Consider the following 21,580-nt stretch of genomic DNA (forward strand, 5'->3'; position numbering starts at 1 on the left):
CGCGTTTAAAAGAAGCAGGCATATCAGCGCTCGGCGAACACGCGGCGATGCACAGGCGATGATCCTACATGTCCCGGATAGCGTAAAAAACGAGGCAAAACCTGAATCATGCCGATTGCGGTTCGTGGACGAGGCCGGTAATAGAATCGCCTTTTTTGACGGCCCAGCCAGGGAGCGATATGCCCACGACCATACTGCCGCCCGTCGTTCCGCCGCCGCGCCGGCGTCCCGCCGACCTGATCTATGGCGCGGACGATCGTCTCCCGCCCGCCACCCTGGGCCTGCTCGCCGTGCAGCATCTGGCCACCGCGCTGGCCCTGGTCGCCTATCTGCTGGCCGCCGCGCGCAGCGCGCAACTCGACACCGCGGACACCCAGTCGCTGCTGTCGGTCACGCTCATCGGCATGGCGCTGGCCACGGCCATGCAGGCATGGGGCGGCCGGATGGGCGCGGGCCGCCTGCTGGTGCACATGCCCAATCCCTTCATGATCACCTTCGCCGCCATCGCCATGCAGCGCCACGGCATGGGCGGCATGGCCACGCTGACCTTCGTCGGCGGCGTGGTGGCGCTGGCGATCAGTCCGCTGATGCGGCGGCTGCGGGCCGTCTTTCCGCCCACCGTGGCCGGCGTGGTGGTGTGCTTCGTGGGCATCTCGCTGATCGGCGTGTCGGTGCGCCATGCCCTGGGGCTGGACGCGCAAGGGGCGATAGACGGCACCAGCCTGGCCATCGCCGGCGTCACCCTGGGCGCCATCGTCCTGTGCTCGGTATGGGGAACGCGCGGCGTCCGCCTGCTGGCCTTGTTGATCGGGATAGGCGCGGGCGCGGCCATGGCGGCGATGCTGGGGCAGATCCATGGGGGCGAGGCCTTGTCGCGGGCGCCGTGGATGGCGCTGCCGCTCATCCATCCGCCTGATTTTTCGGTGACCTCGGATCTCCTGATCGCGGTGGGGCTGATCGCCGTGCTGTCGCAACTGGACACCGTGGGCAGCGTCATCATGATGGAGAAAATCGAGGATGCCGAATGGCGGCGCGCGGACATGCGCGGCATCGGACGCGGCGTGCAGGCCAACGGGCTGGGCGATCTGCTGGGAAGCCTGCTGGGCGGCTATCCCACGGCCATTTCCTCGGCCAACATCGCGCTATGCCACGCCACGCGCTCGACCGCGCGCCGCATCGGCCTGCTGGCCGCGGCGTTCATGGCGGCCATCGCCTTCCTGCCGCAGGTGACGCTGGCCTTGACCCTGATCCCCACCGCCGTGCTCGGCGCGGTGGAGTTGTACGCGGCGGCCTTCCTCATCGTATCGGGCATCGAGCTGATCGCTTCGCGGGCGGTGGACAGCCGCGGCATTTTCACGGTGGGCCTGTCCCTGTGCGCGGGGCTGGCGGTCATGTTCATTCCCGCCATGCCCAGGCAGGCGCCGGCCTCCATGCAATTGCTGGTGGGCAGCGGCTTTATCGTGGCCGGCGTCGCGGCCATCGCGCTGAACCTGTTTTTCCGCCTGGGCACCGCGCGCCAGGTGCAACGGGCTTTCGAGCCGGACGGCGCGCCGATCGGCGAGCAGACGATCGCCTTCGTCGAACGCCAGGGCGGGGCCTGGGGCGCGCGGCGCGACGTCGTGCAGCGCGCCGCCATGGCGGCGCTGGAAGCCGTGGACGTGCTGCAGCAGGATGGCCGGCGTCACCTGCGCGGCGTGCGCGGCATGTTCGATGAGTTCAATTTCGACATCGAGCTGCTGTACGACGGGCCGGCGCTGACGCTACCCGGCAAGCAGGGGGCCACGCTGCCGTGCCCGCCGGTCGACGACCTCGACGACAAGGGCTTCGACGCCGCCATCGAGGCGGCCGTGGCGCGGGTGTCGAATACGCTGGTGCGGCATTGGGCGGATCGCGTGGCGAACGGCGCGCGGGGCGAGGAAAGGTATTTGCTGCTGCATTTCGATCATTGAGCCGTTTTTATTGAACCCTTCGGCTAGGGCTTTCGTTGCCGCTGGCGATACTCGGACGGGGAGCATCCCACGAACCTGGCGAAATCCAGGGCGAGATGCGCCTGGTCGAAATAGCCGAGCTCGGTCGCCAGATCGGAAAGCGCGCCCGGGTATCCCTCCGACAGCCGCCATGCCGCCTCCTGGATCCTGAATCGTTGGACCACCCATTTGGGAGGCACGCCGACGTAGTCGTGAAAGAGACGTTGCAGGCCGCGCAGGCTGCAATCCACCTCGCGCACGAATTGCTCGACGCTGGTCGGGCCGCCTTCCCGCGCCGCGATCGCCATCATGCCTGCTATCCGGTCGACCATGGGATCGGGTTCCGGAAGCCTGGGAAGAAGCAGGGCTTCCGCGGCCTGGACCATTTCCCGATCCGTGGCGCCGCGCAACACGATTTCCTCGGCTTCCAGTGGCGCCTGGTCCAGGATCATGCGCGTGGAGACCACGCGATCCGTTATCGCGGCGACGGGCTCGCGCAGGAAGGGCCGGAGGCCGCCGCAGCGGAACCTGACGCCGATGGCGCGGCCGCAGCCCTTTATCTCGCGGTCGAACACGCCTCGCATGACGCCGAACAGCGCCGTCTTGCCGGGGTCGAAGACCAGGTGGGCATTGGGGTAGGGCAGCACGCGCTGGATTTCCGGCGAGCGGTCCGCGAGGTCCCATTGCACCACCCAGTGGTAGTCGACGAAAGGGACGAGCGGCGCGGAGGGCGGGTACCGGTCCAGGCGAAAGCGCGCCTGCGCCCGCGTCGGGTCGAGCACGGCCTTGGGCAGGCGCGTTTGTTCAGGCGAAGGCGAACTGTCGTGTTTTTCCAAGACGGGCCTCCCGGCGTCCTATAGATTCTTCCCTTCCTGCCATGCAAGGAGAAGATCATGCCAGAGAATCGTTATCGGGGCGGCTGCCAATGCGGCGCGGTCAAGTACGAGGTCGAGGTGGATATCGGCGGCGCGGTGGTCTGCAATTGCTCGCGCTGCAAACCGATGGGTTTCGTGCTCGCGTTCGCGCCGCGCGACAAGTTCAAGCTCATCTCCGGCGCCGAGAACCTGACGGAGTATCGTTTCAATACCCACCAGATCCAGCATTTGTTCTGCCGCACCTGCGGCGTCCAGGGCTTCGCCTATGGCGAGACGAAAAACGGCGACAGGATCGCCGCCGTCAATCTCAATTGCCTGGAAGGGGTGGACGCCCGCGCCCTGAACCCGACGGCGGTGGACGGACGCAGCGCCTGACGCGCCGCGCAGTCCTACTGCAGCGTGCCCCAGCGCTCCACCGCCGCTTCGGCGGTCGCCCACTTCCAATTGGCCTGGTCCCGGCAAGCCGTGGCGGTGAACCATTGTTCCGGCGCATCGGCGGTATCGCCGTCCTGCACGGAAAAGGCGAATTCCTTGCAATCCGCCAGCGCCGACGAAAACTCGCGGGTCACGCGCACCTTGCCGTGGCCGTTCTCGACCGGCAGGAAGTGCTTGACGCGCCAAGTGCCGGTGCCGTCCACGGGCAACTGGCCGGCCGTCTGCGCAATGAGTATCTGCTGGTCCGCGTGCATGTTCTTCATGTAGCGGTTGACGGCCTCGTCGGTGACGGCCTGCACGGTGATGCCTATGCCGATGCCAACGGCCGGATTCGCGGTGACCACGCCGGAAGCCATCGCCGCCGCGGCGCCGCTTGCCGCGCCGATGGACGAGCAGCCGCTGGTCATGAGCGCAATGCAGCCGCCGAGCACGGCCAGCGCCGCCGGCACGCCCCATCGGCGCGCGCGGCGCTCATGCGGCGGGGAGGACGGCTGGTTGCGCGAGCGAGGGACCTTCCCTGGAACGAGGCTCGTGCTCATTGAAGCGAGCCCCACCGGTCCGTCGCCGGCTCCGCCGAGGCCCATTTCCACGTCTTTCCATCGCGGCACACGGACGCGACGTAGAACGCGCTGGAGGCCGCGGTGTCCTTGGTCGCGGGCTGGTCGACCGAGAAAACGATCTCCTTGCAGTCGAGTCCGCCGGTGCTTATGGTGCGGCTGACGGTCACGCGGCCGTGCGCGTCGTCCTCGATGGGGAAGGAGTGATCGATCGACCAGGGCGCCACGCCGCCCACGGCCAGCGGGCCGGCCGCCTTCGCGATGCTGTTCTGGGTATTGTTGTGGACCACCCGTTCGGTGTACTGGACCCCGGCCTTGGCCAGCGCGACGGCGCCCAGGCCGATGCCGGTCGCCACCGCGGCGTTGTTCGTCACCTTCGAGGCCAGGGCGGCGCCGCCGATACCGGCGCCCGCTTGCGCGCCTTCCGAATACAGCGAGCTGCAGGCTGAACAGCTCAAGCTCATGACCGCGGCCGCGAGGACATACAACGTGACCCGTTTGCCGGAGGCTGGAGCGGGGCTGCTTGCCGGCTTGCCGGCGGGCATCGACGCCCGGTTTATCTGGTAATTCTTCAGCGCTGTTGCTTCTCGCATCTTCTTTCCGTGCGGCGAATGGTCGATGTTTCGACTATATGGCTTCCCTGGCGCGCTCGACATCGTCGAGTCGCCTTTGCGTGCTGCGCATTTTGGCGGAATACGGGTGAAAGAGTGATAAAAAATGAAACAAGAGCGGGTGTCTCCACGTTCTTTTTATTCAAACGCTTATGAAATCCTGGCGATAAAAGCCTTCCATTTCCGTCTGCTCTTCGTAAGCGCGTTTTCATGATCGTCGATCCGGTCTTTCAATTCCATGAATGCGCGCGTGACTTTGGGAATGGCGTCCTGAAAATGCCGGTCGGGGTCCAGCATGGCGCCCTCGCGGATCACCGGGTCGGGTAGTCGAAGCGTGGGCGTGGTGGGAACCACGCTCATTCCGACCGCGGCCGCCACGCGTCGAAGCTGCCGGTCGCAGCGGGTGCCGCCGTGCCCGCCATAGGTCACGATCATCGTGGGTTTTTCCCGCCATTCCCGGTACAGGTGATCGATGGCGTTCTTGAGTACGGCGGGATAGCCCCAGTTGAATTGCGGCGTAATGAAGGCGACGGCGGCGGCGCCCTGGATTTTCTCGCTCCACGCGAGGGTGTGGGCCTGCGTGTAGCGCCCCAGGGCGGGTATGTCCTGGCTCGTCGTCCATCGGCAGCCGCCATTGCGCGAGGTCGACGACTTCATACAGGAAGTCCGGGCCGGCCCGCTGGGCGAGAGATTGCACCCATGCGGCGATCTGAGGGCACTTCCTGCCCGCTCGCGTGCTGCCCATGATCAGCAGCACGGTTTTCCTTGCGTCCATGGCGGCGCCTTCAAAAGCATGTACGATACATGTATTATGACGATCCCATGGGCAGGTGTAAAGCATGTACGATACACGTAATGTGGATGCCATCGCGGCGGCGCTCATCGAACTGACCGGGATGCTGAACAGCCCCCGTCAGGACGAAGTGCTGCTGCGCGCGGCGGGCGTGTCGCTGGACCGGGCGCTGTTCCCCTTGCTGGTGCGCCTGAGCGCGGCGCCGGCGCTGAGCGTTGCGCAGCTCGCGGAGAGGGCGGGCCGCGATCCCTCCACGGTCAGCCGCCAGATCGCCAAGCTGGAACGGCTTGGACTGGTCAAGCGGCCCGCCGCCGGCGAAGACATGCGGGTGAGGGCGGCCGCGATTACGAAGGCCGGGGCGCGCGCGGTCGACGCCATCGTCAAGGCGCGCCGTCAATTGCTAGGCGAGTTGATTGCCGCCTGGCCCACGGCAGAGCAGGAGGCGTTTCCGCTCTTGTTGCGAAAGTTCACCGATGCGATGAAGGAAAGGCAGGCGTAAGCCCGCCGCGCATTGAACTTCCCGCGTCCGCCCTTATCTTACGGGGATCATGGGAGGACTCACTATGCACGCCGCACGCTCCAAATCCTTCGCCGGATCGCTATTGCTGGCCGCCTGCCTGTTCGCCAGCGGCAGCGTGCTGGCCGCCGAGGCCACGCCGGACCAGGTGTACCAGGCCGCGCAGGCCGGCAACTACCGCCAGGCCCAGGAAATGATGGACCAGATCCTGCGCGATCATCCGAACAGCGCCAAGGCGCATTTCGTCGAGGCCGAACTGCTGGGCAAGCAGGGCAAGCTGCAACAGGCACAGGCGGAGCTGAATACCGCGCTGCGCCTGGATCCCGACCAGCGTTTCGCCAGACCCGGTTCGGTGGACGAATTGCGCACGCTGATCGCCTCGGGCAGCGCCGCGCACGCGCGCGGCGCCGCCGGCGGCATTCCCTGGGGGATGATGCTGGGCATCGCGGCGCTGGTGATCGTCATCGCGCTGGTCATGCAGGCCCGCCGGCGCGCCGCTTATGCGTCGGCCGCTTCCGGGCCTGGTCCTTATGGCTATGGCGGCGTCACGCGCACCACGCCTTATGGCGGGCCGCCTCCCGCCGGTCCGCAAGGCGGATACGGCTATCCAGGCGGCTATCCGGGCGGACCCGCGCCGGGCCAGGCCGGCGGCGGCCTGGGCTCCGGCATCCTGGGCGGCCTGGCGACCGGCGCCGCGGTGGGCGCGGGCGTGGCCGCCGGCGAGGCGCTGGTGAACCGGGTGCTGCACGGCGGCGCGCCGGCGACGGGCAATGCCGTCGATACCGGCGCGACGCGCGATGCCTCGGCGGATTCCACGGAAGCCGGCTACGACATGGGGGGCAAGGATTTCGGCCTGCGCGACGCCGGTTCCTGGGACGATGACGACCCGACCCGCAAGTTGAAGAACAACGACGACGGCAATGGCCAGACCTGGAATATCGACTATCCCTGGAGCAATAGCGATGCTTCCGGCGACGGCGGGGATTCCTGGGATAGCGGCGGCGGGTCCGACGACGACTGGACCTGATCGACGGCGCCGTCCCGCGGGCGTGACTGCGGGACGCGCATTGTCCCGCGGCCGCCGCGGCGGGTAGCCGCGGGATAGGCAGTACAGCGGGGCGATACAGCAGGGAGCGCGAGATTTCGGTATCGTGGCGTCCGGAATTTTCGATTGGCCCTGCCGCCTTGCTGGCCGGGAATCGCTGGAGGATGTCCATGTCGTCTTTGTGCGCGCGTCAAAGCCGCCTCGTTCGAGCGCGAACGCATGTCTTTATCGGGGCCTTGCTGGCCCTGGCTCTACAGTCCGCGAACGCCTACGCCAGCGACGTCGGCGAATGCAGGGCGGCCGGCGGCAAGCTGCTGGTGGGGCAGGTGGTCTCCCCGCCCAAGTTCCGGCACGGCATGTACAAGAAGGGCGTCGAGCTGTCGCATACCCATCTGACCTTGAAGGACCGGGACGGCGCGACGTATGACGTCGCCATCGACAATGTCTTCGCGTCGGGGTATCGGCCCCATTCGAAAGCCGTGCCGGCGCCGCTGGACACGATCGCGGTGGGCGACCGGCTGGAGGTCTGCGGCATTCCCTTCGACGGCGGCATCCATTGGGTCCACAACAATTGCGGCGATACGCCGACCAAGTCGGATCCCGACGGCTGGATCAAGGTGATCCAGGCCGATGGCAGCATGGGCCCGAACCTGGAAAGCAGCCAGACGTATTGCCGCCTCTGGCCGCGGCGCTAGCGGCATCGCCGGGCGGTTCCGCGCCCATGCGCGTCTTTCCGGGCCCGAATCGCGCCGGTTCCAAGTTCTGGATACCCCGTTCTAAAACAGCGGCATGGCTTCTATTTAAAGGGTAAACCCTTAATTGTAAGATGACCTGATATACGGATAAGCTGTGCGCCATGATGAGCTGTGACGCACGCGCTGCGCACGGACTTCATCTCCAATAAATAATTCCCAGATAACGAGACAAGGTCATGGCGATTTCCAGGGAGGCGGCCGGCGCGCATGCGGGCCGGGTCGTACTGTGTACCGGCGCGGCACAAGGAATAGGACGCGCCATGCTCGACGCTTTTGCCGCCCGAGGGGCGCGGCTGGCGTTGCTGGACATCGACGGCGAGGGGCTGTTCGCCGCGCAGGCGCAACTTCAGGAAGACTATCCCGGCATCCAAACCTTGTGCGTCGCCGCCTCGGTGGCCGACGACGTCCAGGTGGCGCAGGCTTTCGAAACGGTGCGCGCCCATTACGGACGGTTGGACGTGCTGCTGAACAACGCCGGCATTTCGATGAACCGGCCGTCGCTGGAACTGGCGCCGGCCGATTGGCGGCGCGCGATCGATATCGATCTTTCCGGGGTGTTCTATTGCTGCCAGCAAGCCGCGCGGCTGATGCAGCCGTCCGGCGGCGGCGTCATCCTGAATACGGCCTCGATGTATGGCGTGGTGGCCGCGCCCGAGCGGGCCGCCTATTGCGCGGCCAAGGCCGGCGTGGTGGCGCTGAGCAAGTCGCTGGCCGTGGAGTGGGCCGGGCTGGGCATCCGCGTCAACGCGCTGTGCCCGGGCTATATCCGCACCGCCCTGGTGGACGCGCTGATCGGGCGCGGCGCCCTGGACGCGGAGCGCATCGCCGCGCGCACGCCGCTGGGGCGCCTCGGCACGCCCGAGGACGTGGCCGCCGTGGCCTGCTTCCTGGCCTCCGACGAGGCCGCCTTCGTGACGGGCCACGCCATGCTGGCCGACGGCGGGTGGACCGCCAATGGATACCTGTAGGAATCGCCATGCCCAGACTTACGCCATTGACGCCGCGCTCCTCGTGGACCGCGCTGACCGCCACCGATGAGGATTGGGAGAACGCGGATCCCGCCTTGCTGGGCACCTTGCTGGCCCATTGCCATTTGATCCGCGGTTTCGAGGAGGCCGTCCTGGACCTGGCCGCGCAAGGCCTGGTGCATGGGCCGGCGCATTCGAGCATCGGGCAGGAGGGCGGCGCGGCCGGCTCCATCGTGACGCTGCGCGCGCGGGACGGCGTCAACGGTTCGCATCGGGGCCATCATCAGTTCCTGTCCAAGTCGCTGGCGTATCTGTGCCCGGACGGCATCGATCCGCGCGCCGAACTGGCGCCCGCGGTGCGGGACCTGCTGCAACGCACCCTGGCCGAAATCCTGGGCCTGGCGCAAGGCTTCTGCAACGGCCGCGGCGGCTCCATGCATTTGCGCTGGACCGAAGCGGGCGCGCTGGGCACCAATGCCATCGTCGGCGGCGGCGTGCCCATGGCGGCGGGGCAGGCCTGGGCGCATCGCCATGCGGGCACCGATGCGGTGATGGTCAGCTATTTCGGCGACGGCGCGGTGAATATCGGCTCGGTGCTGGAGACGATGAACCTGGCGGCCGCGTGGAAGCTGCCCCTGTGCTTCTTCATCGAGAACAACCGCTATGCGGTGTCGACCCACGTCGAGGAAAGCACCGCCGAGCCGCGCCTGTCGGCGCGCGGCCTGGGCTTCAACATTCCCAGTTGGCAGGTCGACGGAATGGATCCGCTGGCGGTCCACCTGGCGATGCAGGCGGCGCTGGCCCATATGCGCGCCGGCAACGGGCCGACGGTGATCGAGGCCGACGTCTACCGGTTCTTCCACCAGAACGGTCCCTATGCGGGCAGCGCCTTCGGCTATCGCAGCAAGGAAGAGGAACAGGCCTGGCGCGCGCGCGACCCGCTGGCCTTGATGGCGGCGCGCATGCAGGCGCGCGGCCTGATCGACGAGGCCGGCGTGCAGGCCTTGCGCGAGCGCGTGCGGGAGGCGATGCGCCAGGCGGTGGCGGCCTTGACCGAAGCCGACGCCGCGGCGGGGGAAGGCAAGCGCCGCATTCGGCCCGCCTTGTGGCCGTCGCCCGATTTCCGCGACGTCGGCATCCTGGGCGACCTGTCGGAGATGCAGGGCTTGCGCTACGCGGAGCACGACAGCGGCGAGGTGGCGCAGGCCGAACGGGCATTCATCGACGTCGTGGCCGACGTGATGGACCGGCGCATGGCGCGCGATCCCGGCGTCGTGGTGATGGGCGAGGACGTGCATCGCCTGAAGGGCGGCACCAACGGCGCCACGCGCGGACTCAGCCAACGCTACCCGGACCGTTGCCTGGGAACGCCCATCAGCGAGAACGCCTTCGTGGGCCTGGCCGGCGGCATGGCGCTGGACGGCCGCTACCGGCCGGTCGTGGAATTCATGTACCCGGACTTCGTGTGGGTGGCGGCGGACCAGGTGTTCAACCAGATCGGCAAGGTCCGCCACATGTTCGGCGGGCGCGACGAAGTGCCGCTGGTGTTGCGCACCAAGGTGGCGATGGGCACGGGATACGGGTCCCAGCATTCGATGGACCCGGCGGGGATTTTTGCGACATGTCCCGGATGGCGCATCGTGGCGCCGTCCAATCCCTACGATTATGTGGGATTGATGAACTCGGCGCTGCAGTGCCGCGATCCCGTCCTGGTCATCGAGCACGTCGACCTCTACAACAGCAAGGGGCCGGGACCGGTCGACGACTACGACTACCACCTGCCGGTGGGCAAGGCGGCGTTACGGCGCAGCGGCCCCGACGTGACGGTGATCGCCTACCTGTCGATGGTGGGGCACGCGGCCGAGGCGATGGACCGCTGCGGCGTGCGCGGCGACCTGGTGGACCTGCGCTGGCTGGATCGCGCCAGCCTGGACTGGGAGACGCTGGGCGCCAGCATTCGCAAGACCAACAACGTGCTGATCGTGGAGCAGGGCGCGCGCGGAACGTCCTATGGCGGCTGGCTGGCGGACGAGATCCAGCGCCGTTTCTTCGATTGGCTGGACCAGCCGGTGCAGCGGGTGACGGGCGGGCTGGCGGCGCCGAGCATTTCCAAGGTGTTGGAACGGGCTGCGGCCGCGCGCACCGATGAAGTGGAAGCGGCGCTGCGCGAAGTCATGGCCAACCAGGGAGCGGCGTGATGCCTACGTTGATACGCATGCCGGAGATCTCGGCCAACGCCGCGGCGGCCCAGTTGGTCGAATGGCTGGTGGAGGAAGGCGCCACGGTGGCGGCCGACGACGTCGTCGCCAGCATCGAGACGGACAAGGCCGTGGTGGACCTGAATGCCGGGACGGCGGGGACCCTGGCGCGCCGGCTGGCGCGGGCCGGGGACCAGGTGGCGGTAGGCGCCCCTCTCGCGGTGGTGCTGGCGCAAGGGGAATCGGCTGAGGCGATCGAAGCCTTGTTGTCGCAGCAGGCGGGGAATGGCAAGGCGGTCGCCGCCAGCGCTGCCGCTGCCGCCTCTGCCTCGGCTTCCACAACCGGTCCTGCTTCCACATCCGCAATGCCGCAGGCCGCTGCGCCGGCTGCTCGTCCCGCCTCCGAACGCTATTTCGCCAGTCCATTGGCTCGCAAGCTGGCGCGGCAAGCGGGCATCCCGTTGGAGGAGCTGCAGGGCAGCGGCCCGGCGGGCAGGGTGGTCAAGCGGGATATAGAACGGGCGCAGGCTGCCCGGGCGGCCGTTGCGCAGGCCACGGCGCCGGCGGCCGGGGAGACCGCGGCCGAAGCCGCGTTCGAGCGCATCCCGCATACGCCCATGCGCGCCACCATCGCGCGGCGGCTGACCGAGAGCAAGCAGCACATCCCCCATTTCTACCTGCGTGGAAAGTGCCGCATGGAGGCGCTGCAAGCCTTGCGCGAGCAACTCAACCACGCGGAACGGAGCGGACGGGAAGGCGCGCACGCGTACGGCTCGTCCCACGCGGACCCCGGCCGGCATGCGGCCGGCGAGGCGCCCGCCAAGCGCAGGTTCTCCGTCAACGACTTCGTGATCAAGGCCGCCGCGTGCGCGTTGCGGGACCTGCCCGAGATGAACGTGATCTGGACCGACAGCGCCATGCAGCGTTACCGGCAGGTCGATATCGCCGTGGCGGTGGCGACGCCGGGCGGCCTGATCACGCCGGTCCTGCATGCGGTGGAAGCGATGCCGCTGTCCCGTCTCAACGCGACGATGGCCGAACTGGCCGCCCGGGCCCGCGAATCGCGCCTGCTGCCCCATGAATACCAGGGCGGGACCTTCGCCATCAGCAACCTGGGCATGTACGGCGTGACGGAATTCGCCGCCATCATCAACCCGCCGCAATCGGCCATCCTGGCCGTGGGCGCTAGCAACCGCGTCCCGGTGGTCGAGGCGGACGGCCAACTGGGCGCCGGCGTGGTGATGGAATACACCTTGTCGGTGGACCACCGCGCGATCGACGGCGCCCTGGCGGCCCGATGGCTGGCGCGTTTCCAGCGCTATATGGAGCATCCGGCGACGATGCTGGTGTGATGCCCCCGGATAGCGAAGACGGCAATAACGAAGACATCGGCAACGAAGACAGCGACAACGGAAGATTCACCATGGCCAAGCATGACTTCAAAGACCGCATCCTGGTGCTGACGGGCGCCACGGGCGGCATCGGCCGGGCGGTGGCGCGGCTGTTCCACGACAGCGGCGCGCGCCTGTACCTGATCGACCGCGACGCGGCCGCCCTCGCGGCGCTGGCGCGCGAGCTGGGCGCGGACCCGGAACGGGCGGCCGCCGCGACGGCCGGGAACGTCCCGGAGAAGGAGGGCGCCTCGGCCAGGAATTCCGCCCAGGCCCACGATGCCGCCGCCGCGCGCCTACTCACCCACGCGATGGACGTTTCCTCGCCGCGCGACGCCGACGCCGCCGCGGCCCGCCTCCGCGCGGCGTGGGGCGGCGTCGATTTCCTCGTGCCGGCCGCGGGCATCTATCCCGCCGACCCGCTCGCCGACATGAGCGACGAGCAGTGGCGCAAGACGCTGGCCATCAACCTCGACGGCGTGTTCTACCTGACGCAGCGCCTCGTGCCCCTGCTGCGTCCCGGCAGCGCCATCGTCAACATCAGTTCGCTGGCGGCCCACCGGGGCGCATTCCGCAATGCGCACTACAGCGCTTCCAAGGGGGCCTTGCTCAGCTTTACCCGCAGCATCGCCCGCGAACTCGGCCCCGCCACCCGGGTCAACGCGGTTTCTCCGGGTATCATCGAGACCCCCATGGTGGCGGAACTGCTCAAGACGCGGGCGGACGAATCGGTGTCCCAGTCCATGCTCAAGCGGCTGGGGCAGGCCCACGAGGTCGCCACGGCCATCGCCTTCCTGTGCAGCGACGACGCCAGTTTCATTACCGCGCAGGTGCTGCACGTGAACGGCGGCCTGTATGTGCCGGGCTAGCGCCGGGCCATGAACGCATGTCCGCCCCGCCATCTACAGGCCCGGACGAGGAATCAACGACGACCATGATCGACGCCGCGAAGAAATCCCCCGCCTTCGCCGCGCTGCGCGGCGAGCCGCCCATCGCGCGCGCCGCCACGCTGCCCGCGGAGGTGGCCGAACGCCTGCGCGGCGCCATCGCGCGGCGCGATATCGTCGATCCCGACAACAAGCTGCCGACCGAGGCGGAGCTCGCCCAGGCCTATGGCGTCAGCCGTCCGGTCATCCGCGAGGCCATGTCCCTGCTCAAGGCGGACGGCCTGGTGATCGCGCACCAGGGCCGCGGCCAGTTCGTCAATCCGGCCGGCAGCAATGTCTTCCGCCTGGAGCCCAACGTCGAAAGCGGCGAAGACCTGCGCGAGTTGTTCGAATTCCTGCTGTCGGTGGAGGTGCCCGCCACGCGGCTGGCGGCCGAACGCCGCGACGCGCGGGCATTGCAGGCCATCCGGCAGGCCTACGCCCGGCTCTACGACGTGACGCGCGAAGCGGGGGACGGCGCCGACGAGGACGGCGAATTCCACCGCGCCATCGTCCACGCCAGCGGCAACCGGTATTTCATGGCTTTCTCGGATTTCCTGGACGCGCGCGTCCGGCGCATGATCCGGCTGGCGCGCAAGAATACGCGCACGCGCTCGGCGCAATGGGTCTGGCAGGTGCAGCAGGAGCACGAGGCCATCCTGCGCGCGATAGAGGCGGGCGACGCCGATGCGGCCAGCGAAGCCGCCGCCGCCCACCTGAACAACGCGGCCGCGCGGCTGGCCTTGTACCGGCAGGACGGCGGCGCCTAGTCCCACCGCCGGCAGGAGCAAGCCTGGCCCGCGCTGCGGCGGCCTGATGTCGCGCCCCTCGGCACGGCATCAGGTCATCGATCACCTCAGGTCATCAACCACCCGCCCGCCACGTCCACCACCTGGCCGGTGATGAAGCGCGCCTGGTCCGACGCCAGGAACAGGCAGGCGTCGGCCACTTCCTCGGGCGTCCCCAGCCGCCGCAAGGCGGTGATCTCCGCCACCGCGTCGTTGATCTCCCGCGGCACGCTCTTGAGCAGGGGCGTGGCGATGCGTCCCGGCGCCACGCCGTTGACGGTGATGCCGTACTCGCCCAATTCCCCCGCCCAATGCCGCGTCAGGCCGATCAAGGCCGCCTTGGTCGCCGCGTAATGCCCGGCGACGATGTCGCAATAGGCCTTGCCGGCGACGGAGGACATGTTGATGATCCGCCCCTGGCGCCGCCGCACCATATGCGGCGTGGTCAGGTGCGCCATGTAGTACACGCTGTTCAGGTTGACCGCCATGACGGTCTCCCATTCCTTGGGGGGCATTTCCCAGACCTTGAGGGCACGGCCATCGGTCTTGGGCGAGATGCCGACGTTGTTGACCAGGATGTCGGCGCCGCCCAGCGCCGCGCCCAGTTGGTCGCAGGCCGCCTGGCAGGCGGCGAAGTCCTGCACGTCCGCGTTGGCGTAGCGCGCGCGATGGCCGGCGGCCTCGAGTTCGGCCTGCAGCCGCGCCCCGCCTTCCGGATCGCGGTCGATGAGGCCGACGGCGGCGCCCTCGGCGGCCAGCGCGCGCGCGATGGCCGAACCGATGCCGCCGACCGCGCCCGTGACGTAGGCCGTCTGGCCGGCGAAACGCGCGCCCGGCGCGCCGCCCCCTATGGCGCCGCCCCCGTTTTCACCATTCCCGTTTGCGCCGCCACTCACGACACCTCCGCCGGCCATGTTCACGCCTGCACCTTGAACGCGATCTTGCCGATGTGCCGGCTGCTTTCCATCAGCGCATGCGCCTGCGCGGCCTCGGCCAGGGGAAACACCTTGTGGATCACCGGCAGGCATTTCCCCTGTTCCATCAGCGGCACCACCCTCTCCGCCAGGGCCCGGGCGATGAGCGCCTTGTCGTCGTCGCTGCGGGGCCGCAGGGTCGAGCCGGTGAAGGTCAGGCGCTTGACCATGATGGGCGTGGCGTCGATCTGCGCCTTGGCGCCTTCCAGGAAGGCGATCTGCACCACGCGCCCCTCCACCGCCAGGCAGCGGAGGTTCTTGTTGATGTATTCCCCACCCACCATATCCAGGATCACGTCGACGCCGCGCTTGCCGGTGCCGTCCTTGATGGCGCTTTCGAAGTCCTGTTCCTTGTACAGGATGACGTGGTCGGCCCCGGCCTTGCGGCAGGCTTCCGCCTTTTCCTCGTTGCCGACGGTGGTCCAGACCTCGGCGCCGAACGCGTGCGCGAGCTGGATGGCCGTCAGGCCGATGCCGCTCGACCCGCCGTGGACCAGGAATTTCTCGCCCTTGGCCAGGTGCGCCCGCTCGAACACATTGGTCCAGACGGTGAAGTAGTTTTCCGGCACGCAGGCCGCGGCCAGCAGATCCATGCCCTTGGGCACGGGCAGGCAATGCCGTTCGTCGGCCAGGGCGTATTCCGCGTAGCCGCCGCCGGGCGTCAGCGCGCACACGGTGTCGCCCACCTTGCGTTCCCGCACGTCCGGTCCGACGGCGACGACGCGCCCGGAGACTTCCAGGCCTAGGTAGGGGGACGCCCCCGGCGGCGGGGGATAGGCGCCGGCGCGCTGCAGGCAGTCCGGGCGGTTGACGCCCGCATACGCCACTTCGATCAGCACCTGGCGTCCGCCGGGCTGTTCCCATTCGCGCTCGGCGAGCACCATGCAGTCGGGCGCGCCGCCCTGGCCGTGATCGATGTACTTGAATTTAGACATGATGAGTTCCGGTTTCAGTGTCCGAGATAGGCTTTCTTCACGTGCGGATCATTGAGCAGCTCCGGACCGGTGCCGCTGCGCACGATGGCGCCATTTTCCAGCACATAGCCGCGATCCGCCAGCCGCAGCGTCCGGAACACGTTCTGTTCCACCAGCAGCACGGTGACGCCGACGGCCGTGACCTGGCGGATGACGTCGAACATCTGCTGGACCAGCAGGGGGGAAAGTCCCAGGGAAGGCTCGTCGAACATCAACAATTTGGGATCCGCCATCATGCCCCGCGCGATGGCCACCATCTGCTGCTCGCCGCCCGAGAGCGACCCCGCCAACTGGCCCAGCCGTTCGCGCACCCGCGGGAAAATGTCCAGCACCTCGGCCATCTTGCGCTGGGCGCCGGCCCGCGCGGCGCGCTTGAACGAGCCCATCAGCAGGTTGTCGCGCACGGTGAAGTGCGGAAACAACTGGCGCCCCTCGGGGATCATGGTGATGCCCGCGTCGACGATGTCGTAGGGCGCGCGGTTGGTCAGGTCCCGGCCCATGAATTCCACCTTGCCGCCGGTGCTGGCCATGGCGCCGCACAGGGTCTTCAGCGTGGTGGTCTTGCCGGCGCCGTTGGCGCCGATCAGCGTGACGATCTCCCCGGCGTGCACCTCGAAGTCCAGGCCGTCGAGCACCTGCGTCTTGCCGTAGCCGGAGCGGAGTTTGGAGACTTTAAGCATCTTGGTAGTCCTTGCCCAGGTAGGCCTCGATCACGGCGGGATGTTCCACCACGTCGCGCGGCTTGCCGCTGACCAGCACGCTGCCTTCGTTGATGACGATGATGCGGTCGGACAGGGCCATGGTGGCCTGCATCATGTGCTCGATGAGCAGCACGGACACGCCGCTGTCGCGGATGCCGCGGATCATGCGGATGGCTTCCTCGATGTCGGTCGGATTGAGCCCCGCCATGACTTCGTCGAGCAGCAGGATGCGCGGCCGCGTCGCCAGGGCGCGGGCGATCTCCAGCCGCTTCATGCCGCCCACGGTGAGATTGCGCGCCTCGGTGTGCAGGAATCTGGTCAGGTGCGTGCGCTCGGCCACTTCGCGGGCGATCCGCTCGGCCTCGTCGCGGTCGGCGGTATTGATGAAGGCGCCCAGCATGATGTTTTCCAGGACCGACAGGCCGGTGAAAGGCTTGGCGATCTGGAAGGTGCGGCCCAGGCCCTTGCGCGCGAACTGGCTGGGCGTGGCGCATTGCACCCAGGCGCCGCCGGCGTCGCGCAGCGAGACCCGGCCCTGGTCCGGCGACAGGAAGCCCGACAGCAGATTGAACACCGTCGTCTTGCCCGCGCCGTTGGGGCCGATGACGCCGAGGATTTCGTTGCGGCCGAGTTCCAGCGAGACGTCGTTGGTGGCGCGCAGCCCGCCGAAGTTCTTGAACAGGTTCTCGGCCTTGAGCACCGGCGTGGCCTGTCCGTCGTTGGCGGCGGCGGGCGCCGCCGCCGCCCGGACCGCCGCGGCGCGCCGGGCGCCCAGATAGGGCAGGCGATCCAGCATGCGCTCCACCATGGGGCCCAGGGCGCCGGCCAGCCCGCGCGGGATGGTCAGCACCACGCCGACCAGGATCAGGCCGTAGACCAGCCCGTGCATGCCGTTGCCCGCGCCGCTCAGCCAGCCGCGCGCCAGTTCGGCGATGGGCAGCACCAGGAAGGTGCCGGCGATGGGCCCGGCGACCGTGCCCAGGCCGCCGATGAGGGCGAACATGGCGACCTGGACCGACAGGTCCAGCGAGAACGCCGAGCCCGGATCGACGAAGGTGAGATAGGTGATGTGGAAGGTGCCGACGATGCTGGTCAACGCGGCCGAGATCACCGCCGCCAGGATCTTCATGTTGACGGTATTGATGCCGACCGCGCGCGCCGCGTCCTCGCGTTCGCGGATGGCGATCAGGTAATGGCCCATGCGCGATTTGCGGATCTTCCACGAGACCCACAGCACCACGAGGAACAGGCCGTAGGCGATGATCAGGTAGTTCAGCTTCTCGCGGAACACCATCCAGGTCCAGCCGATGTTCAGCGGCAGGCTGATGCCGCTGGAGCCGCCGGTCCAGCTTTCCTCGTGGATGACCAGCAGCCGCACCACTTCCAGGATGGCGATGGTGGCCAGCGCGAAGAAGGGGCCTTTCAGGCGCAGGGTGGGGTAGCTGATCACCACCGCCACCAGCGCGGAGATGACCGCGCCGGCCAGCATGCCTATCCACGGCGTGATGCCGAAGTTCTGCGTCAGCAGGGTCGCCGTATAGCCCCCTATGCCGTAGAACACGGCGTGGCCCAGCGACAACTGGCCGGCATAGCCGCCGACGATGTTCCAGGCCACGGACATGGCCGAGAACACGAACAGGAGCACGAAGAGATTGATCCAGAAGGGCGTGTCCAGCAGCGCGGGCACGACGAACATGGCGATCAACAGGATCAGGCTGACGTAAGCCTTGGGGCTGCGAAAATCCGGAAACATGTCGCGCTCCTTTTATTCCGTGCCGACGCCGAACAGGCCGGTCGGGCGCAAGACGAGGATCAGCAGGAAGATGCCGAAGTACACCACCTCCTTGAGGTCGGGCGCGATGTAGTAGCCGGCCAGCGTATCGACCACGCCGATGATCATCGACCCGGCGACGGCGCCGTAGAGGCTGCCCATGCCGCCCAGCACGACGATGACGAAGGCGGTCAGCACGAAATAGGTGCCCACGGTCGGAAAGACCGGGTATTGCGGCGCCAGCAGGCCCGCCGCGATGCCGACGAAGGCCGTGCCCAGGCCGAAGGCCAGCACGTACACCGCCTTGACGTTCACGCCCATGAGCATGGCGGCGTAGCGGTGCTGGGCCACGGCGCGCAGCGCGCGGCCCAGGTAGGTGCGGTGCATGAACAGGTGCAGCAGGACGGCCAGGACCAGCGCGGCCAGGAAGGTGATCAACTGGCCGGTCACCATGGCGTAGTTGCCGACCGAGATCGAGTCGGTGCCCAGTTCGACGGGGGCGCGCAGCACGTTGGCGCCGAACACCACCAGGGCCAGGTTCAGCAGGATGGTGGAGATGCCCACCGTGGCGAAGATCTGGATATGCTCGTCGGCGTTGAGCAGGGGCTGTATCACCAGCCGCTGGGTCGCCGCGCCCAGCGCGAACAGGATGAGGGCCACCGGCACCAGCCCCACGTAGGGGTGGATGCCGAAATGGCTGGCGGCCAGGTACACGAGGTACATGCCTATCATCAGGAATTCGCCGTGCGCGAAGTTCACCACGCGCACGACGCCGAAAATCAGCGTCAGGCCCAGGCTGATGATGGCGTAGGCGCCGCCCAGCAACAGGCCGTTGATGATGAGTTGAATCAGGATATCCATTGAGCAGCCTCGCATATGGAGGACGTGGCGCGCGCCTCCCGCGAAGCGCGCGCCGGCGCTGCCGCGCCGCGTCCTGCCGACAACTTGTATCGGGGTTGCCCGGCGCGTTTCATGGCGCGCCGCGGTCCCACAGCCCGGGTTTATTTATTGAAGACGGGCTTGCCGAGGGCGAGATTGCTGGGGGCGATGGTGACCAGTTGGCCGTTCTGCCACTGCATGATGTAGAAGTCCGAGGCCTTGTTCTGGCCGTCCTCGCCGAAATCGAAGCCCCAGCCGTTGGCCGACTGGCCGGCGGGCTTCTTGTAGGCCAGCACTGCCGCGCGGATCTTGTCCTTGTCGGTCGACTTGGCGTTGGCGATGGCTTCCAGGAAGACCTTGGCGCCGACGTAGTTGGTCAGGCTGTGGCCGGACTGCGGGTCGCTCTTGTACGCGGCCTTGTAGGCCTGCAGGAACTTGTCCAGGCCGGGCGCGCCGGCGGGATTGATGGAGGATTGCGGGAAGTCGAGGTCGAACACGCCGTTCATGCCGGCGCCCACGGCCTTGGCGGTGTCGGCCAGCGAATAGCCGCCGCCCGCGCCGATGACGACCTTGGGCTTGAAACCCGCCGCCTTGGCCTGGTTGAAGTAAAGGATGGCGTCGTTCTGGTAGGCGGTCTGCAGCACCACGTTCACGCCGGCGCCCTTCAGGCGCAGGATGAGCGAGGACAGGTCCACCGTCTTGGCCGAGTAGGGCAGCACCTCGGCGACGGTATAGCCCAGTTCCGCGGCGCGCTGCTTCTCGGTGGCGGCCACGTCGGTGCCGTAGGGGCCGTCCTCGTGGATGATGCCGATCTTGATGTCCTTGGGATTCAGGCCCATGCCCGGCGCGACGATGTCGTGCAGGGCGTTGACCACCGAGACGCCGTACAGCGCGGTGTTGGGATTGGTGCGGAACAGGTATTTGTAGCCGCGCGTGGTGATCTTGTGCGCCGTGGCGCCCAGTTCGAAGTAGGGCACGCCCGCCAGCTCGGTGACCGGCGAGGCGGCGTAGGAGATGCCGGAGGCATAGCTGCCGAACACGCCGACGACGTTGGAGGAGATCAGGCGCTTGGTTTCCGACACGGCCTGGTTGGGATCGACGGCGTCGGCCTTGAGGATCTCGACCTTCTCGCCGTTGATGCCGCCGGCGGCGTTGACTTCATTGACCGCCAGCTCCAGGCCGCGGAAGCTTTCCTGGCCCAGCAGGGCCAGCGCGCCGCTGAAGGGGAAAAGCGCGCCGACCTTGATGTCGGCATGCGCGGCCGCGCTGGCCAGCACGCCGCAGGCGCCCAGCGCCAAGGCGATTTTCCTGATCTTGAACATATGTCTCGCTCCTTGTTGATGGTCTGATCGCGGTGCCTTGCCGCTTGCGCGGCCCCTCGCGCCGCCCCTGCGGGGACGCGTCGGGCGTCCGGTCGAACGCAATGCTCCAGGCTCTGCCCCAGGCCTGCCCGGGGCCTTCGAAAGGGCCCTCGGTGCGGCGTTGGATGGTACATAATATATGATATATTTTTAAAAAACACCCACCGGCAGGTGATTTATTCTAGAGGGCGACCCAGGCGCGTGCATGGGGGATTTCCCCAACACGCCGGGCGCCGCGCAACGGATCGCGGGCCACGGCGCGGAGTCATCCGGACTCCCGCCGCGAGCCCGGCGACACAGGAGACGAAGCATGTTCGAGGATTGCAGTTTGCGTGGCCGCAAGGTGTTGATCACCGCCGGCGCCGATGGCCTGGGATTGGAGATGACGCGCCTGTTCCATGCCGCCGGCGCATCCCTGCTGGTGTGCGACATCAACGCGGCGCGGCTGGACGACCTGCGGCGCGACCTGCCCGGCGTGGCCACCACCGTGGCCGACGTCTCGGACGAGGCGAGCGTGGCCCGCTTGTTCGAACAGGTCGGCGCGAGCCTCGGCGGCCTCGATATCCTGATCAACAACGCCGGCGTGGCCGGGCCCACGGGTTTCGTGGAGGACCTGTCCAAGGCCGATTGGGACCGCACGCTGGCGGTGAACATCACCGGGCAGTTCCTGTGCGCGCGCCTGGCCGTGCCGCTGCTGAAGACGTCGACGGCGGGGGTGATGATCAACCTGTCGTCCGCCGCCGGCCATCTGGGCTTCGCGGGCCGGTCGGCCTATTCGGCTTCCAAGTGGGCGGTGGTGGGCTTCACCAAGTCGCTGGCGATCGAGCTGGGGCCGCACGGCGTGCGGGTCAACGCCATCCTGCCCGGCGCGGTGGAGGGGCCGCGCATCCGCGCGGTGATCGACGCCAAGGCCAGGACGCTGGGCCGGCCGGTCGAGGAGATCGCCACGCAGTACGAGAACCAGGCCGTGCTGGGACGCATGGTCACCGCGCGCGACATCGCCAATATGGTGCTGTTCAACGCCAGCGACGCGGCGCGCAGCGTGACGGGCCAGGCCATCGTCATCGACGGCCTGACGCAGAAACTCTATTGAT

At 67.9% G+C, this 21,580-nt stretch carries 21 protein-coding genes; 11 read left to right on the plus strand and 10 right to left on the minus strand.

The window, feature by feature from the left end:
- Positions 1-179: 179 nt before the first annotated feature.
- A complete protein-coding gene (locus CAL29_RS12525) occupies positions 180-1,949 on the plus strand; it encodes a solute carrier family 23 protein (protein WP_094853345.1) in 1,770 nt (589 codons plus the stop codon).
- 23 nt (positions 1,950-1,972) lie between these two features.
- On the opposite strand, the gene CAL29_RS12530 is transcribed toward CAL29_RS12525, so the two are convergent.
- Positions 1,973-2,803 carry a helix-turn-helix domain-containing protein gene (locus CAL29_RS12530; RefSeq protein WP_094853346.1) on the minus strand — a complete coding sequence of 277 codons (831 nt, stop codon included), beginning with the start codon at positions 2,801-2,803 and terminating at the stop codon, positions 1,973-1,975.
- 57 nt (positions 2,804-2,860) lie between these two features.
- On the opposite strand from CAL29_RS12530, the gene CAL29_RS12535 reads away from it, so the two are divergent.
- Positions 2,861-3,217, plus strand: coding sequence for a GFA family protein (locus tag CAL29_RS12535; RefSeq protein ID WP_094853347.1), 357 nt, complete (start codon positions 2,861-2,863; stop codon positions 3,215-3,217).
- A 14-nt stretch (positions 3,218-3,231) separates the two neighbouring features.
- On the opposite strand, the gene CAL29_RS12540 is transcribed toward CAL29_RS12535, so the two are convergent.
- The 3 genes from CAL29_RS12540 to CAL29_RS12550 all read right to left on the minus strand — a co-directional run bounded on the left by CAL29_RS12540 (position 3,232) and on the right by CAL29_RS12550 (position 5,102).
- Positions 3,232-3,684 carry a hypothetical protein gene (locus tag CAL29_RS12540; protein ID WP_094854050.1) on the minus strand — a complete coding sequence of 151 codons (453 nt, stop codon included), beginning with the start codon at positions 3,682-3,684 and terminating at the stop codon, positions 3,232-3,234.
- Between the two features lie 128 nt (positions 3,685-3,812).
- Positions 3,813-4,298: a hypothetical protein gene (locus tag CAL29_RS12545; RefSeq protein ID WP_256977500.1), complete on the minus strand. Its 486-nt coding sequence runs from the start codon at positions 4,296-4,298 to the stop codon at positions 3,813-3,815.
- Positions 4,299-4,595: 297 nt separating this feature from the next.
- Positions 4,596-5,102, minus strand: coding sequence for an NADPH-dependent FMN reductase (locus CAL29_RS12550; protein WP_218831846.1), 507 nt, complete (start codon positions 5,100-5,102; stop codon positions 4,596-4,598).
- 182 nt (positions 5,103-5,284) lie between these two features.
- On the opposite strand from CAL29_RS12550, the gene CAL29_RS12555 reads away from it, so the two are divergent.
- From CAL29_RS12555 to CAL29_RS12590, 8 genes are all read left to right on the plus strand, one after another.
- On the plus strand, positions 5,285-5,737 hold the full coding sequence (locus CAL29_RS12555; RefSeq protein WP_094853349.1) for a MarR family winged helix-turn-helix transcriptional regulator: 453 nt from the start codon (positions 5,285-5,287) through the stop codon (positions 5,735-5,737).
- A gap of 64 nt (positions 5,738-5,801) precedes the next feature.
- Positions 5,802-6,782, plus strand: a complete 981-nt coding sequence (locus tag CAL29_RS12560) for a tetratricopeptide repeat protein (protein WP_094853350.1) — start codon at positions 5,802-5,804, stop codon at positions 6,780-6,782.
- A 188-nt stretch (positions 6,783-6,970) separates the two neighbouring features.
- The gene (locus CAL29_RS12565) at positions 6,971-7,495 is read left to right on the plus strand and encodes a hypothetical protein (protein ID WP_256977420.1); all 525 of its coding nucleotides are present in this window, start codon (positions 6,971-6,973) and stop codon (positions 7,493-7,495) included.
- A 236-nt stretch (positions 7,496-7,731) separates the two neighbouring features.
- Entirely contained in the window at positions 7,732-8,523 is a 792-nt protein-coding gene (locus CAL29_RS12570) for an SDR family NAD(P)-dependent oxidoreductase (RefSeq protein ID WP_094853351.1), read from the plus strand.
- A gap of 8 nt (positions 8,524-8,531) precedes the next feature.
- Positions 8,532-10,721, plus strand: a complete 2,190-nt coding sequence (locus CAL29_RS12575; protein WP_094853352.1) for an alpha-ketoacid dehydrogenase subunit alpha/beta — start codon at positions 8,532-8,534, stop codon at positions 10,719-10,721.
- A complete protein-coding gene (locus CAL29_RS12580; protein WP_094853353.1) occupies positions 10,721-12,073 on the plus strand; it encodes a dihydrolipoamide acetyltransferase family protein in 1,353 nt (450 codons plus the stop codon). The genes CAL29_RS12575 and CAL29_RS12580 overlap by 1 nt, the downstream gene beginning before the upstream one ends.
- Positions 12,073-12,981, plus strand: coding sequence for an SDR family NAD(P)-dependent oxidoreductase (locus CAL29_RS12585; RefSeq protein WP_256977422.1), 909 nt, complete (start codon positions 12,073-12,075; stop codon positions 12,979-12,981). Before CAL29_RS12580 ends, CAL29_RS12585 begins: the two co-directional genes overlap by 1 nt.
- Positions 12,982-13,046: 65 nt before the next feature.
- Positions 13,047-13,808 carry a FadR/GntR family transcriptional regulator gene (locus tag CAL29_RS12590; protein WP_179284000.1) on the plus strand — a complete coding sequence of 254 codons (762 nt, stop codon included), beginning with the start codon at positions 13,047-13,049 and terminating at the stop codon, positions 13,806-13,808.
- 86 nt (positions 13,809-13,894) lie between these two features.
- Here CAL29_RS12590 and CAL29_RS12595 read toward each other — a convergent pair whose 3' ends face one another.
- From CAL29_RS12595 to CAL29_RS12620, 6 genes are all read right to left on the minus strand, one after another.
- Positions 13,895-14,677, minus strand: a complete 783-nt coding sequence (locus CAL29_RS12595) for an SDR family oxidoreductase (RefSeq protein ID WP_256977501.1) — start codon at positions 14,675-14,677, stop codon at positions 13,895-13,897.
- 65 nt (positions 14,678-14,742) lie between these two features.
- The gene (locus CAL29_RS12600) at positions 14,743-15,735 is read right to left on the minus strand and encodes an NAD(P)H-quinone oxidoreductase (RefSeq protein WP_094853356.1); all 993 of its coding nucleotides are present in this window, start codon (positions 15,733-15,735) and stop codon (positions 14,743-14,745) included.
- Positions 15,736-15,749: 14 nt separating this feature from the next.
- A complete protein-coding gene (locus CAL29_RS12605; protein ID WP_094853357.1) occupies positions 15,750-16,454 on the minus strand; it encodes an ABC transporter ATP-binding protein in 705 nt (234 codons plus the stop codon).
- A complete protein-coding gene (locus tag CAL29_RS12610) occupies positions 16,447-18,228 on the minus strand; it encodes a branched-chain amino acid ABC transporter ATP-binding protein/permease (protein ID WP_094853358.1) in 1,782 nt (593 codons plus the stop codon). Before CAL29_RS12610 ends, CAL29_RS12605 begins: the two co-directional genes overlap by 8 nt.
- Positions 18,229-18,240: 12 nt before the next feature.
- Positions 18,241-19,107 carry a branched-chain amino acid ABC transporter permease gene (locus tag CAL29_RS12615; RefSeq protein ID WP_094853359.1) on the minus strand — a complete coding sequence of 289 codons (867 nt, stop codon included), beginning with the start codon at positions 19,105-19,107 and terminating at the stop codon, positions 18,241-18,243.
- A gap of 140 nt (positions 19,108-19,247) precedes the next feature.
- Positions 19,248-20,447 carry an ABC transporter substrate-binding protein gene (locus CAL29_RS12620; protein ID WP_094853360.1) on the minus strand — a complete coding sequence of 400 codons (1,200 nt, stop codon included), beginning with the start codon at positions 20,445-20,447 and terminating at the stop codon, positions 19,248-19,250.
- Positions 20,448-20,796: 349 nt separating this feature from the next.
- Between CAL29_RS12620 and CAL29_RS12625 the strand changes: the two genes are divergently transcribed.
- Positions 20,797-21,579, plus strand: a complete 783-nt coding sequence (locus CAL29_RS12625; RefSeq protein WP_094853361.1) for an SDR family oxidoreductase — start codon at positions 20,797-20,799, stop codon at positions 21,577-21,579.
- Position 21,580 lies beyond the last annotated feature (1 nt).

Source organism: Bordetella genomosp. 10, assembly GCF_002261225.1.
Taxonomy (GTDB): domain Bacteria; phylum Pseudomonadota; class Gammaproteobacteria; order Burkholderiales; family Burkholderiaceae_B; genus Bordetella_C.

Coding starts and splice junctions, on each gene's coding strand:
- CAL29_RS12525 (WP_094853345.1), top strand. CDS start 180: ATGCCCACGACCATACTGCCGCCCGTCGTTCCGCCGCCGCGCCGGCGT.
- CAL29_RS12535 (WP_094853347.1), top strand. CDS start 2,861: ATGCCAGAGAATCGTTATCGGGGCGGCTGCCAATGCGGCGCGGTCAAG.
- CAL29_RS12540 (WP_094854050.1), bottom strand. CDS start 3,684: ATGACCAGCGGCTGCTCGTCCATCGGCGCGGCAAGCGGCGCCGCGGCG.
- CAL29_RS12545 (WP_256977500.1), bottom strand. CDS start 4,298: ATGAGCTTGAGCTGTTCAGCCTGCAGCTCGCTGTATTCGGAAGGCGCG.
- CAL29_RS12550 (WP_218831846.1), bottom strand. CDS start 5,102: ATGAAGTCGTCGACCTCGCGCAATGGCGGCTGCCGATGGACGACGAGC.
- CAL29_RS12555 (WP_094853349.1), top strand. CDS start 5,285: ATGTACGATACACGTAATGTGGATGCCATCGCGGCGGCGCTCATCGAA.
- CAL29_RS12560 (WP_094853350.1), top strand. CDS start 5,802: ATGCACGCCGCACGCTCCAAATCCTTCGCCGGATCGCTATTGCTGGCC.
- CAL29_RS12565 (WP_256977420.1), top strand. CDS start 6,971: ATGTCGTCTTTGTGCGCGCGTCAAAGCCGCCTCGTTCGAGCGCGAACG.
- CAL29_RS12570 (WP_094853351.1), top strand. CDS start 7,732: ATGGCGATTTCCAGGGAGGCGGCCGGCGCGCATGCGGGCCGGGTCGTA.
- CAL29_RS12575 (WP_094853352.1), top strand. CDS start 8,532: ATGCCCAGACTTACGCCATTGACGCCGCGCTCCTCGTGGACCGCGCTG.
- CAL29_RS12580 (WP_094853353.1), top strand. CDS start 10,721: ATGCCTACGTTGATACGCATGCCGGAGATCTCGGCCAACGCCGCGGCG.
- CAL29_RS12585 (WP_256977422.1), top strand. CDS start 12,073: ATGCCCCCGGATAGCGAAGACGGCAATAACGAAGACATCGGCAACGAA.
- CAL29_RS12590 (WP_179284000.1), top strand. CDS start 13,047: ATGATCGACGCCGCGAAGAAATCCCCCGCCTTCGCCGCGCTGCGCGGC.
- CAL29_RS12600 (WP_094853356.1), bottom strand. CDS start 15,735: ATGTCTAAATTCAAGTACATCGATCACGGCCAGGGCGGCGCGCCCGAC.
- CAL29_RS12605 (WP_094853357.1), bottom strand. CDS start 16,454: ATGCTTAAAGTCTCCAAACTCCGCTCCGGCTACGGCAAGACGCAGGTG.
- CAL29_RS12610 (WP_094853358.1), bottom strand. CDS start 18,228: ATGTTTCCGGATTTTCGCAGCCCCAAGGCTTACGTCAGCCTGATCCTG.
- CAL29_RS12615 (WP_094853359.1), bottom strand. CDS start 19,107: ATGGATATCCTGATTCAACTCATCATCAACGGCCTGTTGCTGGGCGGC.
- CAL29_RS12620 (WP_094853360.1), bottom strand. CDS start 20,447: ATGTTCAAGATCAGGAAAATCGCCTTGGCGCTGGGCGCCTGCGGCGTG.
- CAL29_RS12625 (WP_094853361.1), top strand. CDS start 20,797: ATGTTCGAGGATTGCAGTTTGCGTGGCCGCAAGGTGTTGATCACCGCC.